Genomic DNA, 16,135 nt, shown 5'->3' with positions numbered 1-16,135 from the left:
GGACTCGGAAGAGCCCACACCTTAGTTGTCCGTCTCCCCGCCGAAATTTCAGTTGTCTGTATGGCGTCTGCTTTTCCGAGTCCCCAATCCCCAGTCCCCGCACCACAACCACCCCCCTAGCAAAGGAACCACCTCATGCTCGAAATGCGCTCCGTCTCCAAGGTCTTCCGCACCGAACAGGTCGAGACGCACGCGCTGCGCTCGCTGGACCTGCATGTCCGCGAGGGCGAGTTCGTCGCCGTCACCGGCCCGTCCGGTTCCGGCAAGACCACCTTCCTCAACATCGCCGGCCTGCTGGAGACCTTCACCAGCGGCCAGTACGTGCTCGACGGCCAGGACGTCAGCCATCTCAACGACGACGCGCGCTCGCGCATGCGCAACCGGAAGATCGGTTTCATCTTCCAGGGCTTCAACCTCATCCCCGACCTCAACCTGTTCGACAACGTCGACGTGCCGCTGCGCTACCGCGGCATGGCCGCGGCCGAACGCAAGCAGCGCATCGAGGAGGCGCTGGGCCGGGTCGGGCTGGGTTCGCGGATGAAGCACTATCCGTCCGAGCTGTCCGGCGGCCAGCAACAGCGCGCGGCGATCGCGCGCGCGCTGGCCGGCAGCCCGCGCCTGCTGCTGGCCGACGAACCGACCGGCAACCTGGACTCGCAGATGGCGCGCGGGGTGATGGAACTGCTGGAGGAGATCAACGCGCAGGGCTCGACCATCGTCATGGTCACCCACGATCCGGAACTGGCCGCGCGCGCGCAGCGCAACGTGCACATCGTCGATGGGCAGGCCACCGACCTGCAGCGCGAACCGGTGCTGGCGCATGCCGGCGCGGCGACGCCGTCGGCCGCCGACGACCGCTGAGACAGGGCCCGTCATGCCGCTGCCGTACGCCGTGGAACTCGGATTGAAGGGCGCGCGCAGGCACCCGCGCACGGTGCTGCTCGCCGTGTTCACCCTCGCCCTGGGCCTAGCTTCGGTGATGACGATGCTGACCCTGCTGGCGCTGCTCTCGGCCGATCCGCTGCCGGGACTGAGCCAGCAGCTGTACACCGGCTGGGTGGAGTCGCGGCAGGCGCAAAAGAGCAACGACGACATGGAGCCCAACCCGCTGCCGCCGTCGCACTGGAAGCTGGGCGATGCCAAGGCGTTCATCGCTGCGCATCCGGATATCGGGCAGACCACGCTGGCGGCGAGCTATCTGACCGTCAGCGACGAGGACGGCAGGCGGCGCCAGGGCATCTACGGGGTGATGGCGCTCGGTCCGATGCCTGCGATGTTCGGCGTGCCGCTGCGGCACGGCCGCGCCTGGACCGCGCAGGAGGAACGCGCCGCCACGCCGGTGGCGATCGTCGGCCACACGCTGAGCCTGAAGCTGTTCGGCGCCGAAAACGGCGTCGGCAAGCAAATCCGCGTGGGCAAGCACCTGTTCCGCGTCATCGGCATCAGCGACGACTGGCAGCCGCGGCCGGCGTTCTACTTCATCCAGTCGCTGGACACGGTCTGGAACGAGACCAGGATCGAACTGTTCGTGCCGGTGCAGGCGACGCTGAACGCGGCCGCAACGCCGCTCGTCGACCAGCAGTGCGACGACAGCTCGCCCGGCGGCGTGCGCTTCAACCAAATCAACGTCGCGGCCTGCCGCTGGATGAACCTGTGGGCGCAGTTGCGTACGCCCGCGCAGGTGAACAGCTACCGCGACGCCTTGCTCGCGTTCGCCAGCGCACGCCATGCCGCCGGCATCTACGCGCGGCCGCCGCAGGCCACGCTGCACAGCGTGCCGGAGTGGCTGGACGCCAATCGGGTGGTCCCGGACAACGTGCGCCTGAACTTCTGGCTGACCATCGCCCTGCTCGCCCTGTGCGTGGTCAACGTGGCGGGCCTGCTGGCGGCGCGATTCTTCAAGCGCGCGGGCGAAATCGGCGTGCACCGCGTGCTCGGCGCGCCGCGCGGGGCGGTCTTCGTGCGCTGCCTGACCGAAGCCGGCTTGATCGGGTTGCTCGGCGGAGCGCTCGCGTTGCCTGCGACCCTGTTCGGCCTGTGGGTGGTCCGCCTGCAGGACCAGAGCTACAGCACCCTGGCCCGCTTCCAGCCGGAGTTGTTCATGCCCTTGTTGCTGCTGGCCGTATGCACCGGGCTGCTGGTCGGGTCGATTCCGGCCTGGCGCGCCGTGCAGTTGCAGCCTGCCCTGCAAGTGAAGAGCCTCTGAGAGAGCCATGATGACGCCGCTACGCCCCTATCTCGCCCCTCTGCGCCGACAGCGACTGATGCCGTTGCTGGTGGTCGCGCAGACTGCGCTGGCCTGCGCCATCCTGGCCAACATGCTGTTCCTGCTGTGGCAGAAGCTGGGGCCGATGCTGGTCCCGGATGGATTGCCGCGCAACGAGCTGGTCCTGGTCGATCAACTGGTGAGCAACAAGGGAAGCTGGAACGCCGCGCAGGTGCGCGCCGGCGCCGAAGCGTTGCGTGCGATCCCCGGCGTCAAGGCGGTGTCGCCGACGATCGGCCTGCCCATGAGTTCCACGCTGACGATGACCGGGCGCGTCACCGGTCCGCAAGCGACCGAAACGGTGAGTCTGTTCACCGGCGACACGCTGCTCGACGCGCTCGGCCTGCAACTGAGCAGCGGCCGCGACTTCAGTGCGCAGGAGCGCAAGGACATCGATCTCGGCGCGCCCGACGTGCCCGGCCAGACCGAAGCGGTCATCATCACCGACGCGCTGGCGCGGCACATGTTCGGCAACCGGCCGGCACTGGGCGGCGTGCTGACTGGCAAGGACCCCAAGGACCCCGCGCGCTTCGTCGTGGTCGGGACGGTCAAGCACCTGCTGCGCTACCAGATCGACGAACTGGACGATGGCAAGGCCGAGTTCTCGATGGTGACGGCCGGCAAGGTGACCGGCGTGCCGATCCTGACCTACGCGGTCCGGGCCGCCCCCGAGCAGCGCCAGGCGGTGATCGCGCAGATCCCGCAGCGGCTCAAGCATGTCCTCGGCCCCGACATGATGGAAGGCATCGACATGCGCGTGAGCGACTACGAGTCGCAGCGCGACGCGCGGCTCAAGCCGCGCCGTGCCGCCATCTGGCTGTTCGGCACGGTGAGCGCCGTGGTCGCGACGATCACCCTGATCGGCATCGCCAGCCTCAGCGGCTTCTGGATCCAGCAACGCACCCGCCAGATCGGCATCCGCCGCGCGCTCGGGGCCACGCGCGGCCAGGTCCTGCGCCATTTCCAGGTCGAGAACCTGCTGGTCACCGGCAGCGGCATCGCGCTGGGCATGCCGCTGGCCTACGCCGCCAACCTGTGGCTGCTGTCGCACTACGCGCTGCCGCGGCTGCCGGCCGTCTATCTGCCGATCGGTCTGGTCGCACTGTTGCTGCTCGGCCAGCTCGCGGTGCTGGCGCCGGCGCGCCGCGCCGCCGCGATCCCACCCGCCGTCGCCACCCGCAGCGCCTGACCAGGACCCACCTTTTCCGATGTTCGCCTATCACCTCAATCTGGCGCTGCGCAGCCTGCGCCGCAGCCCGGTGCTGACCGCGCTGATGGTGCTGGCCATCGCCGTCGGCATCGGCGCGGCGATGACCACGCTGACGGTGATGCGGCTGCTGTCCGGCGATCCGCTGCCCGGGCGCAGCCAGCGCATCTTCTACCCGCAGCTGGATCCGCGCCCCGCCGGCAGCGCCGGCCGGCAGCCGTTCGACAAGCTCGACTACCCCACCGCGATGGACCTGTGGAAGAGCGGGCGCGCCGATCGCCAGGCCGTGGTGGCCGAGAGCCAGATCAAGCTGCGCGCGCCCGAACGCGAGGGCCCGGCGTTCATGGCGCAGATGCTGTCCACGCAGGCCGATTTCTTTCCGATGTTCCAGGTGCCGTTCGCCTACGGCGGCGGCTGGCGTGCGCGGGACGACCAGGACCACGCCCGGGTGGCGGTGATCTCGGCCGATCTCAACAACAGATTGTTCGAGGGCCGCAACAGCGTCGGCCGCCGCCTGCTGGTGCGCGGCAACGCGGTGCGCATCGTCGGCGTGCTGGCGCCCTGGCGGCCGTCGCCGCAGTTCTACACGCTGGCCGGCGGCAGCTTCGCCCATGGCGATACCGGCAGCTTCTATGGCAAGCCGCAGGACGTGTTCGCGCCGCTGTCCACCAGCCTGGAAATCAACGACGGCCACATCCAGCCGTGGACCTGCTTCGGCACGCCGGCCCAGCCGCTGGATCTGCGCAGCGCACCGTGCGTGTGGGTGCAGCTGTGGGTGCAGCTGGACACGCCGGCCAAGCGGGCCGACTACCGCCGCCTGCTGGCCGATTACGCCGCCCAGCAACAGGCGGCCGGACGCATCGCCCGCAAGGACACGGCACGGCTGCTGTCCCTGCCGCAGTGGCTGGACCACAACCGGGTCGTGCCTGGCGACGTGCGGCTGCAGAGCTGGCTGGCGGTGGCGTTTCTGGGCTTGTGCCTGTTCAACAGCATCGGCCTGCTGCTGGCCAAGTTCCTGCGCCGCGGCGGCGAGATCGGCGTGCGCCGCGCGCTGGGCGCGTCCAGGCGCGCGATCTTCGCCCAGTGCCTGACCGAAGCCAGCGTGATCGGGTTGATCGGCGGCGTCGGCGGATGGCTGCTGACCCTGCTGGGCCTGTGGAGCGTGCGCCAGCAGCCAGCCGCCTACGCCGACCTGGCGCGTCTGGACCTGTCGGCGTTTGCCGGCACCTTCGTGCTGGCCGTCGGCTGCAGCGTGGCGGCCGGCCTGTTCCCGGCCTTGCGCGCCAGCCGGATCGCGCCGGCGCTGCAGCTCAAGAGCCTGTGACCGGGACCACGCCATGATGCAGATCATCCCCATCCTGCGCGCCCTGTGCCGCCACCGGATCGCCGCGACGCTGATCGCGCTGGAGGTCGCGCTGGCCTGCGCGGTGCTGTGCAATGCCTTCTTCCTGATCGGCAACCGGCTGGATCTGATGCAGCTGGACAGCGGCGTCGACGAAGCCGCGCTGGGACTGGTGTCCCTGTCCGGCTGCGACGGCTGCAACGATGCCGATCTCAATGCACGCGCGCTCGATGCCGTGCGCCGCATTCCCGGTGTGCGCGCGGCAGGTGCCATCAATACCGTGCCGTTCGCTCCAGCGGTCGCCAACAGCGGCATTTGCCTGGATCAGGCCTGCACCCAGGTCGGCGGCGTGCCGCACTTCTACATGGCCGGCCCGGACGCCGTTGCCGCCCTGGGCCTCAAGCCCGACAGCGGCCGCGCGTTCAACGACGCCGACTACCAGCCGATCGCGCACTTCGCCCCGGCCGCGGCCGACGTGTGGATCACCCGTACCCTGGCCAACCATCTGTGGCCGGGCCAGGACCCGCTGGGCCGGGAAGTCTGGGCCGGCGGCCACTATCGCGTGGTCGGCACCCTGCCGCACCTGGCCCGGCCCGATCCCGGCCGCAGCGAGGATGGCGCGATCGGCAGCGACTGGTCGGTGCTCATCCCGGTGCGCGAGGCGTCGCAGTCCGGCGTCTACGTGCTGCGCGCCGATCCGCGCGAGCTGCCGCGCATCGTCGAACAGGCGCGCACCGCGGTGGCGCGCGCCGCGCCCGAGGCGGTCCTGGACACCGAGTACAGCAGGCCGTTGAACGAACTGCGCCAGCGTTACTTCCAGAGCGACCGGGCCATGGCCAAGCTGCTGGTGGCGGTCATCGCCGCAATGCTGCTGGTGACCGCACTGGGCATCGTCGGACTGGCCAGTTTCTGGGTACAGCAACGCACCCGGCAAATCGGCATCCGCCGCGCGCTCGGCGCCACCCGCCGCGACATCCTGCAGCACTTCCAGACCGAGAACCTGCTCATCGTCGGCGCCGGCGTGGTGTTGGGCATGCTGCTGGCCTACGCCGGCAACGTCCTGCTGATGCGCTTCTTCGAACTGGAGCGGCTGCCGGCGAGCTACCTGCCCGCCGGCGCGGCGCTGCTGTGCGCGCTCGGCCAGTTCGCCGTCCTCGGCCCGGCCCTGCGCGCCGCCGCCGTCCCACCCGCCACCGCCACCCGCAGCGCCTGACCCGGAGCCACCCATGTTCGGCTATTACGTCCTCCTCGCCTTGCGCAGCTTCCGCCGCAACAAGGTGCTCACTGCGCTGATGGTGCTGGCCATCGCGCTGGGCATCGGCGCCAGCATGACCACGCTGACCGTCTTCTACGTGCTCTCCGGCGATCCGATCCCGCAAAAGAGCGACCGGCTGTTCTACGTGCAGGTCGATCCGCAGCCCAAGGCCGGCTACCAGCCTGGCGAGGAACCGGACATGCAGAACGCCCGCTTCGATGCCGAAACGCTGCTGCGCGAGAAACGGGCCAAGCGGCAGGCGATGATGAGCGGCGGGTCGGCGGCGATCGAGCCGCTCAAGAGCGGCCTGAAGCCGTTCAAGTTGGAAATGCGCTTCACCTCCGCGGACTTCTTCCCGATGTTCCAGACGCCGTTCCTGTACGGGCACGGCTGGTCGGCCAGCGAGGACGACCGCCACGAACGGGTCGTGGTGATCGGCAGGAAGCTCAACGAAAAGCTATTCGATGGTGCCAACAGCCTGGGCCGCGAGCTGCGCATCGACAAGAACACCTTCCGCATCGTCGGCGTGCTCGACGCCTGGGAAGCCAATCCGCGCTTCTACGACATCACCAACAGCTACGGCGCCGACGAACAGGCCTACCTGCCCTTCAGCGTGGCGATGGACCTGAAGCTGGACCCCAACGGCAACATGAACTGCTTCGGCAACCGCAGCACGGCCGACCAGACCGCGCTCAACGCTCCCTGCCTCTGGGTCCAATATTGGGTCGAACTGGAAAGCCCGGCGCAGGCCGGCGACTACAAGACCTATCTCGACAACTACTCGCAGCAGCAGCGCGCCGCCGGCCGCTTCGAGCGCCCGCCCAATACCCGCCTGCGCAACGTGATGCAATGGCTGGACCACAACCAGGTGGTGCCCGGCGACGTGCGCCTGCAGCTGTGGCTGGCGCTGGGCTTCCTGTTGGTGTGCCTGCTGAACACCGTGGGCCTGTTGCTGGCCAAGTTCCTGCGCCGCAGCGGCGAGATCGGCGTGCGCCGCGCGCTCGGCGCCGCGCGCGCCGCCATTTTCGCGCAGTGCCTGGTCGAGGCCGGCAGTATCGGCCTGGCCGGCGGCATCGCCGGGCTGGGATTGGCGCAGCTCGGCCTGTGGGCGGTGCGCCAGCAGCCGGCCGACTACGCCAGGCTCGCGCATCTGGACGCCAGCATGCTGGCGCTGACCTTCGCGCTGGCCCTGGCCGCCAGCCTGCTGGCGGGCCTGCTGCCGTCCTGGCGCGCGGTCCAGGTCGCGCCGGCGCTGCAGCTCAAATCCTCCTGACCGCCCGGCCCGCCGCGCGGCGGCGGGCCGACTGCCGACAAGACCTCCCACAGGTGATCGCCATGGACATCCGCCCCATCCTTTCCACCCTGCGCCGGCACAAGACCGCCGCCGCGCTGATCGTGCTGGAGATCGCGCTGGCCTGCGCGATCGTGTGCAACGCGCTGTTCCTGATCGGCAACCGCATCCAGACCCTGCACCGGCCCAGCGGCATCGCCGAACCGGAACTGGTCACGATCAGCCTCGGCGGCATCGGCCCGCAGGCCAATGCCGCCGCGCGCACGCGCGAGGACCTGGCCGCGCTGCGCGCGGTGCCGGGCGTGCGCGCGGCGACCGTCACCAACCAGGTGCCGTTCGTGCACTCTTCCTGGAACGGCGGCGTCCGCCTGACCCCCGAGCAGGAACGGCCGACCCTCAATGCGGCGCAGTACATGGCCGAGGAAAGCACGTTGCGCACGTTCGGCCTGCAACTGGCGGCCGGGCGCGACTTCGATCCGGACGAATATCGGGATCGGGAAGACGCAGAAAAGGACGACCCCGCGCGCAAGCAGCAGGGCGCCGCCGTCATCCTCAACCAGGCCACCGCCGACAAGCTGTTTCCCGACCACGACGCACTGGGCAAGCGCCTCTACATGGGCGACACGCCGTTCCGCGTGGTCGGCATCGTGCGCCAACTGGCGCGGCCCTGGGCATCGGCCGGCAACGATCAACTGGACTACGCGATGCTGCTGCCGGCACGCGTGGCCTACACCGACGGCCTGTACGTGCTGCGGGTCGCCGACCCGGCACGGCGCCAGGAAGTTCTGGCGGCGGCGACCGCCGCGCTGATGAAGGTGGACAGCAGCCGCCTGGTGCTCAAGCAGCAGACCTACACCGAGATCCGCGACGACTTCTTCCAGGCCGATCGGGCGATGGTGTGGCTGCTGGGCGCGGTGTGCGTCGCGCTGCTGGTGGTGACCGCGCTGGGCATCGTCGGCCTGGCCAGTTTCTGGGTGCAGCAGCGCACCAAGCAGATCGGCATCCGCCGCGCGCTGGGCGCCACACGTGGGCAGATCCTGCGCTACTTCCAGACCGAGAACTTCCTGCTGGCCAGCACCGGCATCGTGCTCGGCATGCTGCTGGCCTACGCGATCAACCAGTGGCTGATGGGCAAGTACGAACTGCCGCGGCTGCCGCTGTACTACCTGCCGTTCGGCGCGCTCACCCTGTGGCTGCTCGGCCAGGTCGCGGTGTTCGCGCCGGCGCGCCGCGCCGCGGCGGTGCCGCCGGCGGTGGCCACGCGCTCGAACTGACCCGGGAGCGGCGTCCATGCTCGGCTACTACTCCATGCTCGCCTTGCGCAGCTTCCGTCGCAGCAAAGTGCTGACCGCGCTGATGGTGCTGTCCATCGCGGTCGGTATCGGCGCGTCGATGACCACGCTGACCGTGTTCCATGGGCTGTCCAGCGATCCCATCCCCGGCAAGAGCGAGCGCCTGTTCTACGTGCAGACCGACCCGCGCCCGCTGGCCAGCTACCGCGCCGGCGAGGAACCGTCGCCGCAAATGACCCGCTACGACGCCGAAATCCTGCTGGCGCAGAAGCGCGGCACGCGGCAAGCGATCATGTCCGCCGGTGCCGTGGCGATCGAGCCGGACAACGGCACGCAGCCGCCGTTCATCGCCGAGGCGCGCTATGCCTCGGCCGACTTCTTCGCGATGTTCTCGGTCCCCTTCGCGCAGGGCCGCAGCTGGAGCGCGGCGGACGACGGCGCCCACGCGCGCGTGGCCGTGATCACCCAAGCGCTGGCGCAGGAACTCTATGGGACCGCGTCGGCGATCGGCAGGACCTTGACGATCGAGGGCGGCAGCCTGCGCATCATCGGCGTGATCGACGGCTGGAATCCCAATCCGCGCTTCTACGATCTCACCAACCAGCAGTACGGCGAGGTCGAGGATGTCTTCATTCCGTTCTCCACCTCGCGCGATCTGCGTCTGCCCGCCAGCGGCAGCCTGAGCTGCTGGGGCGGCTCCCCGGCCGACGACCCCGAAGGCGACTTCGCCCGCAACGCGCCCTGCGCCTGGCTGCAGTACTGGGTGGAACTGGAGACGCCGCAACAGGCGGCCGACTACCGCAGCTACCTGTCCAACTACGCCAGCCAGCAACGCGCGGCCGGCCGCTATGCGCGCCCGCCGAATGTGCGGCTGTACGACGTCCGCGCCTGGCTGGACCACAACCGGGTGGTGCCCGAGGACGTCAACCTGCAGATGTGGCTGGCCCTGGCGGTGCTCGGCATTTGCCTGGTCAACACCGTCGGCCTGCTGCTGGCCAAGTTCCTGCGCCGCAGCGGCGAGATCGGCGTGCGCCGCGCGCTGGGCGCGACGGGGCGCGCCGTCTTCCTGCAGTGCCTGGTCGAGGCAGGAGCGATCGGCCTGGCCGGCGGCCTGCTCGGATTGCTGCTGGCCGCGCTCGGCCTGTGGCTGGTGCGCCAGCAACCGGTCGCCTACGCGCCATTGGCGCACCTGGACGGGCAGATGCTGGTGAGCACGTTCGCGCTGTCGATCGCCGCCAGCCTGCTGGCCGGACTGCTGCCGTGCTGGCGCGCGATGCGGATCGCGCCCGCCATCCAGCTGAAGACCCAGTAGGCCCCATGCCTTCGTCGCCGCACAGGACCGTGCCGCGGCGCAAGGATCCGCGTGTCCCCTCCCATCCTTGCGGTCTTCTGGCGCAACAGAAGAACGCAGTCCCTGCAGCGAGTCTCTCCGTATGGACATCCGTCCCATTCTCAGCACCCTCCAGCGCCACAAGACCGCCGCCGGACTGATCGTGCTGGAGATCGCGCTGAGCTGCGCCGTCGTCAGCAACGCGCGGTTCCTGATCGGCAATCGGCTCGAACGCATGCAGCGCCCCTCCGGCATCGACGAAGCGCACCTGATCGCGGTCAAGGCCAACGCCGTGGCCCGCCGCGACGACGCCATGGCGGTCACGCGCACGGACCTGGAGGCGCTGCGCGCCATCCCCGGCGTGCGCTCGGCCGCCATCGTCAACATGCTGCCGTTCGGCAGTTCGAGCTGGGACAGCGGCATCAAGCTCGCCCCCGACCAACAGGACAGCACGGCGAACGCACCGAACTACATGCTGGGCGAGGACGGGCTGCGCACGCTGGGCCTGAACGTGGTCGAGGGCCGCGACTTCAACGCCGACGAATACGTGAACACCGACGGCGTCAGCCACGATGCGTTGCGGTTTCCCGCGGTCATCCTCAGCCGTGCGCTGGCGCAGCGCCTGTTCCCGGACGATCACGCCGTCGGCAAATCGCTCTACGTCTTCGGCGCCCCCCCGCACCGCGTGGTCGGCGTGGTGGAACGGCTGGTGAAGCCGCGCGACCGCGGCAGCGACGGCGGTTACGACGAATCGATGATCTTTCCGGGCCGCGCCAGCTACGCCGGCGGCACTTACCTGCTCAACGTGGCCGACCCGGCCCAGCGCGAAACGGTGCTGGATGCGGCCAAGCGCAAGCTGAGCGCTCGCGGTCCGGTGCGCATCTTCAAATCGAAACAGAACACGACCCTGGAGCTCATGCGCGAACGCTACTACCGTCCCGACCGGGCCATGGCCTGGCTGCTGGCAGGGGTGAGCATGGTCCTGCTGCTGGTGACGGCGCTGGGCATCGTCGGCTTGGCGAGCTTCTGGGTGCAGCAACGCACCAAGCAGATCGGCATCCGCCGTGCGCTCGGCGCCACCCGTGGGCAGATCCTGCGCTACTTCCAGACCGAGAACTTCCTGCTGGCCAGCGCCGGCATCCTGCTCGGCATGGTGTTGGCGTACGCGATCAACCTGTGGCTGATGGGCAAGTATGAACTGCCACGGCTGCCGCTGTCCTACCTGCCGTTCGGTGCGGTCAGCCTGTGGCTGCTCGGCCAGCTCGCCGTGCTGGGGCCGGCGCGGCGCGCCGCGGCGGTGCCCCCGGCCGTCGCGACGCGCAGTGCCTGAGCGCGGGCAATGCCCCGCGCGCAGCGCCGGAGGGCTGCGCTGCCGCGGCGGGACAAGCCGGGCCTGGGCTGCGATGATGCCGCTGCGTTCGCTGTTGGTCCGTTCCGTCCCGGCTCTCCGACAAGGTCCACGATGCCCTGCCTGCTGATCATCGACGACAACCCGGCTGTCGCCACCGCGCTGGAAGTGCTGTTCTCCCTGCACGACATCGACACCGTGCATGCGGACAGCCCGGACGCCGGGCTGCGGCGCCTGGCCGACGGCGACATCGACTTGGTGCTGCAGGACATGAACTTCACCGCCGACACCACCTCCGGCGAGGAGGGCGTGGCGCTGTTCGACGCGATCCGCACACGCCATCCCGACCTGCCGGTGATCCTGCTGACCGCCTGGACCCAGCTCAGCAGCGCGGTGGAACTGGTCAAGGCCGGCGCCGCCGACTACCTGGCCAAGCCATGGGACGACCGCAGGTTGCTGACCACGGTCAACAACCTGCTGGAACTGTCCGAGGCCCACCGCGAACTGGAGTGGCGCCGCGACGGCGAACGCCGCCACCGCCAGCAGCTGGCGCAGCGCTACGACCTGCGCGGCGCGGTGTTCGCCGACCCGGCCAGCGAGCGCGCCATCGCCCTGGCCTGCCAGGTCGCGCGCTCGGAACTGCCGGTGCTGATCACCGGCCCCAACGGCAGCGGCAAGGAGAAGATCGCCGAGATCATCCAGGCCAATTCGCCGATGCGGCAGGGCCCGTTCGTGGCGCTGAACTGCGGCGCGATTCCGGCCGAACTGATCGAGGCCGAACTGTTCGGCGCCGAGGCCGGCGCCTACACCGGCGCCAACAAGGTGCGCGAAGGCAAGTTCGCGGCCGCCGACGGCGGCACCCTGTTCCTGGACGAGATCGGCAACCTGTCGCTGGCCGGGCAGATGAAGCTGCTGCGCGTGCTGGAGACCGGGCGCTTCGAACGGCTGGGATCCAACCGCGAGCGCCAGGTCAAGGTGCGGGTGATCAGCGCCACCAACGCGGACCTGACCGCGATGATCCGCGACGGCGCCTTCCGCGAGGACCTGTACTACCGGCTCAACGCGGTGGAGCTGTCGCTGCCGGCGCTGGCCGAGCGGCCCGGCGACATCCTGCCACTGGCCGAGCACTTCCTGTCCGGCGCCAAGGCGCTGTCGGCCGGGGCCGTGCAGGCGCTGCAGCGGCATGCCTGGCCCGGCAACGTGCGCGAGCTGCGCAACGTCGTCCAGCGCGCCGAACTGCTGGCCGGCGGCCGCCAGATCGAGGCCGCCGACCTCAACCTGCCCAAGCCCGCGGCGCCGCGCCCGGCCGCCGGCGCCGAACCGGACCGCGAGCGCATCGTCGCGGTGCTGGGCCGCGCCAATGGCGTCATCGCCCAGGCCGCCGCCGAGCTGGGCATGAGCCGGCAGGCGCTGTACCGGCGCATGGACCGCTACGGAATCCCGCGCGAATGAAATGGCGCCGCTCCTTCACCGTCGGCCTGTTCCTGCGCCTGCTGCCGGTGCTGGCGCTGGCCGCGGCGATGCCGTGGCTGCTGGCGTACTGGATGGACCGCGGCTGGGAAGTGGCGATGCTGTCGGCGCTGCTGCTGCTGGCGCTGATGTGGTGGACGCTGCGCCGCGCCACCGCGCCGATGCGCTCGCTGTTCCGCGCCCTGGCCGGCACCGTCAGCAGCTATCGCGACGGCGAGTACAACTTCGGCGTGCACTGGCGCGGCGACGACGAACTGGGCGAGATGGTCGCCGCGCACGGGCAGCTGGGCGAGATCCTGCGCGAACAGCGGCAGGGCCTGGCGCAGCGCGAACTGATGCTCGACACCATGGTGCAGAACACACCGGTGGCGATGTTGCTCACCTCCAGCGGCGGCGACGGCCTGCGCCGCGTGGTGTTCTCCAACCTGGCCGCGCGCAAGCTGCTGCACGGCGGCTGGAAACTGGAAGGCCAGCGCCTGGACGACCTGCTGCTGGGCATGCCGCCGGCGCTGCGCGAAGCGGTCGCGCGCGGCGGCGACAGCCTGTTCACCATCGACGACGACGAGGATCCGGAAGAGGAGCAGGTCTACCACCTGTCGCGGCGCCGCTTCCGCCTCAACGGCCGCCCGCACGAACTGCTGCTGATCCGCCTGCTCACTGCCGAACTGCGCCGCCAGGAAGTGCATACCTGGAAGAAGGTGATCCGGGTCATCAGCCACGAATTGAACAACTCGCTGGCGCCGATCGCCTCGCTGGCGCACTCCGGCGCCGAGCTGGTGCGGCGGCAGAAGGTGGAGCGGCTGGAAGAAGTGTTCGGCACCATCGAGGAGCGCGCACGGCACCTGGAAGGCTTCATCCGCGGCTACGCGCGCTTCGCCAAGCTGCCGCAGCCGCAATTGCAGACCGTGCACTGGGCGCAGTTCCTGGGCGGGCTGCAGCAGCAGATCCCGTTCGCGCTGGACCTGGAAGCGCCCGACCTGCACAGCCGGGCCGATCCGGCGCAACTGCAGCAGGCGCTGCTCAACCTGGTCAAGAACGCGCACGAATCCGGCCCCGAGGGCCTGGCGCCGGCCGACAGCGTGCGCATCCGCGTCTCCACCCGCCCCGACTGGCTGCGCATCGAAGTGCTGGACCGCGGCAGCGGCATGAACGAGGCGGTGCTGCACAACGCGCTGATGCCGTTCTATTCGACCAAGCGCAACGGCACCGGCCTGGGCCTGGCGCTGACCCGCGAGATCGTCGAGGCGCACGGCGGCCGCCTGTCGCTGCAGAACCGCGACGAGGGCGGGCTGTGCGTGAGCGTGCAACTGCCGCTGGCGTCCGGGAGTACGAGTTAAGCATTACCGGCAGTCCGTCCTTTGCGCGGATGAAAAGACGGAGATCTGTGCCTTCGGCAGATTGGCGATTACCACGCCGCGCCCATCAATTGAATATCCAAAATGTGACTAAAAGCAAATCGGAAGCACGCCGCTTTCGAACGATGCTGTTACTCTTTGGCACGGCAGAAAATCGACGCAGCGTTGGAGAAATGCAAATGCTTTTTTTCCTCAGACGCAAGTTTATGGGCTACGCTGGCGGCCTAATATTGAGCGCTTCCTGCGCAGGAAGCGCCATCGCGCAAGAAACATTTGGGGTGACCGAGGATCAGACCGCCTTCACGGTAGATACGGGCGGCGATCTGGTCTTCAAGGTTCGCAAGATCAAACCAAACAACAACACCCAGTCTATCGGAGACCTGGCTTCCCTGGTGTATCGCGGCATTGAATACCAGGACCAGTCGCGCGGGAGTCAACTCAACGTTGGTGCCGGCTATTTGTTTGATGGAGGAAACTCGGCTCAAGTGCGCGCCACGAAAGTCGACGATGATCGGATCGTGGTCACCGTCGCTGCAGGGAACCTGACACATTACTACATGGCCAAGCGCGGCGAGCCAAGGATCTATATGGCAACGGCCTTTGATCGGGAACCGATGCAGGGACTCGTTCGGTATATCCTTCGCGTACCGTTTGACAAGCTCCCCGATGGGCCCGCAGCATCCGACCTGCATGGCTGCCAACGGACCATCGAAGCCGCCGACATCTGCAGCACCGCAACCGGAGAGACCAGATCGAAGCACTATTCCAACATGCGCCTGAAGGACTGGCATTACATCGGGGCGAAATCCAAAAATGTCGGACTATGGTTCGTCCGCGACAACGGCGAAGGAATGACTGGAGGACCGTTTTATCGCAGCCTCCTCAATCAAGGCACGACCGACCAGGAACTGACCTACATCATCAACTACGGAATGGCGCAGACCGAAGCGTTCCGGACGGGCACCTTGAATCTTTACACGTTGGTGTTCACCAATGGGGCGGCGCCGCCGGACAGCATCGATACGTCATGGATGGATGACCTTTCGTTGAAGGGCTACCTCAGTTATGCAAAAAGAGGGGCGATAAGTGGCTCGCTGACCGGCCAGTTTGAACCGCAATACTTCGACTACACCGTCGCATTCAAGAACGGCCAAGCGCAATATTGGACCAAAGCTGATACGGCTACAGGTCAATTCACGAGCAAAAATATGCGCCCAGGACAGTACACGATGCTGGTCTGCAAGAACGAGCTCGTTGTCGATACGCGCGAGGTGACGGTCGGGTCGGGACATACGAACGACGTCGGAGCGCTGAGCATTGCCAACGATCCATCGGCCAATGGCGCGGTTTGGAGGATCGGTGAGTGGGATGGGACACCCGCGGAGTTCCTTAACGGCGACAAGGTGACTTGGATGCATCCGAGCGATTCGCGATTGCGCGCTTGGGCTGTGCCAGAGTATGTGGTGGGCGAATCGAACGCCGAGACGGGGTTCCCCGCCTACCAGTGGACGGCCATCAACGGCGAGATCGTGGTTCGGTTCAACTTGTCCCAAGATCAATTGAAGCCCTCATCGGTGCACATCGGCGCCACCATTGCTTTTGCAGGAGCGCGGCCGATGATCAAAGTCAATGACTACGCACCACGCTCCCCTGGAACTCCCAACCAGCCCAATACACGGAACCTGACTGTTGGGACGTATCGTGGCAACAACACTTACTACTCGTTCGCAATCCCGCAGAGCGCTCTCAAGGTAGGCGACAATGTGCTGCGGCTCTCTCCGATCTCGGGCTCGCAAGGCGCCGGCTACCTGAGTCCTGGCTTCGCCTACGATGCTATCGAGTTCGCGCAGTAGAGGATTCCGACCGGGAATAAGTAGATCCAAAAGTGAACCGCTTTGGTCGGACGACATCTGGAGGGCGCCGTTCGTTTCCGAAAGGAAACCGTGAAGACGCTCACCTCGGATGCATCGCGAGCTGCA

The 16,135-nt window shown here is 68.2% G+C and carries 12 protein-coding genes; all 12 read left to right on the top strand.

Annotated features, from left to right (window positions below; translation table 11 throughout):
* Nucleotides 1-135 precede the first annotated feature (135 nt).
* The 12 genes from G4Q83_RS02820 to G4Q83_RS02765 all read left to right on the top strand — a co-directional run bounded on the left by G4Q83_RS02820 (nt 136) and on the right by G4Q83_RS02765 (nt 16,009).
* A complete protein-coding gene (locus G4Q83_RS02820; RefSeq protein ID WP_128420666.1) occupies nt 136-861 on the top strand; it encodes an ABC transporter ATP-binding protein in 726 nt (241 codons plus the stop codon).
* Between the two features lie 13 nt (nt 862-874).
* Nucleotides 875-2,206, top strand: a complete 1,332-nt coding sequence (locus G4Q83_RS02815; protein WP_128420667.1) for an ABC transporter permease — start codon at nt 875-877, stop codon at nt 2,204-2,206.
* Between the two features lie 10 nt (nt 2,207-2,216).
* Nucleotides 2,217-3,455 carry an ABC transporter permease gene (locus G4Q83_RS02810; protein WP_128420668.1) on the top strand — a complete coding sequence of 413 codons (1,239 nt, stop codon included), beginning with the start codon at nt 2,217-2,219 and terminating at the stop codon, nt 3,453-3,455.
* 19 nt (nt 3,456-3,474) lie between these two features.
* Nucleotides 3,475-4,797, top strand: coding sequence for an ABC transporter permease (locus tag G4Q83_RS02805; RefSeq protein ID WP_128420669.1), 1,323 nt, complete (start codon nt 3,475-3,477; stop codon nt 4,795-4,797).
* Nucleotides 4,798-4,813: 16 nt separating this feature from the next.
* Nucleotides 4,814-6,028: an ABC transporter permease gene (locus tag G4Q83_RS02800; protein ID WP_128420677.1), complete on the top strand. Its 1,215-nt coding sequence runs from the start codon at nt 4,814-4,816 to the stop codon at nt 6,026-6,028.
* 13 nt (nt 6,029-6,041) lie between these two features.
* Nucleotides 6,042-7,343, top strand: coding sequence for an ABC transporter permease (locus G4Q83_RS02795; protein ID WP_128420670.1), 1,302 nt, complete (start codon nt 6,042-6,044; stop codon nt 7,341-7,343).
* A gap of 62 nt (nt 7,344-7,405) precedes the next feature.
* Entirely contained in the window at nt 7,406-8,635 is a 1,230-nt protein-coding gene (locus tag G4Q83_RS02790; protein WP_128420671.1) for an ABC transporter permease, read from the top strand.
* Nucleotides 8,636-8,651: 16 nt separating this feature from the next.
* Nucleotides 8,652-9,965 carry an ABC transporter permease gene (locus G4Q83_RS02785; protein WP_128420672.1) on the top strand — a complete coding sequence of 438 codons (1,314 nt, stop codon included), beginning with the start codon at nt 8,652-8,654 and terminating at the stop codon, nt 9,963-9,965.
* Nucleotides 9,966-10,086: 121 nt separating this feature from the next.
* Nucleotides 10,087-11,313, top strand: a complete 1,227-nt coding sequence (locus tag G4Q83_RS02780; RefSeq protein ID WP_128420673.1) for an ABC transporter permease — start codon at nt 10,087-10,089, stop codon at nt 11,311-11,313.
* 132 nt (nt 11,314-11,445) lie between these two features.
* Nucleotides 11,446-12,783, top strand: coding sequence for a sigma-54-dependent transcriptional regulator (locus G4Q83_RS02775; RefSeq protein WP_128420674.1), 1,338 nt, complete (start codon nt 11,446-11,448; stop codon nt 12,781-12,783).
* Complete coding sequence (locus tag G4Q83_RS02770) at nt 12,780-14,138, top strand: sensor histidine kinase (RefSeq protein ID WP_128420675.1); 1,359 nt, start codon at nt 12,780-12,782, stop codon at nt 14,136-14,138. Before G4Q83_RS02775 ends, G4Q83_RS02770 begins: the two co-directional genes overlap by 4 nt.
* Before the next feature lie 89 nt (nt 14,139-14,227).
* On the top strand, nt 14,228-16,009 hold the full coding sequence (locus G4Q83_RS02765) for a rhamnogalacturonan lyase B N-terminal domain-containing protein (RefSeq protein WP_185817331.1): 1,782 nt from the start codon (nt 14,228-14,230) through the stop codon (nt 16,007-16,009).
* Nucleotides 16,010-16,135: the final 126 nt, after the last annotated feature.

The sequence above is a fragment of the Xanthomonas theicola genome (assembly GCF_014236795.1).
Taxonomy (GTDB): Bacteria; Pseudomonadota; Gammaproteobacteria; order Xanthomonadales; family Xanthomonadaceae; genus Xanthomonas_A; species Xanthomonas_A theicola.
The sequence above is the reverse complement of the archived record's forward strand: the minus strand, read 5'-3'. Positions and strand labels throughout refer to the sequence as shown.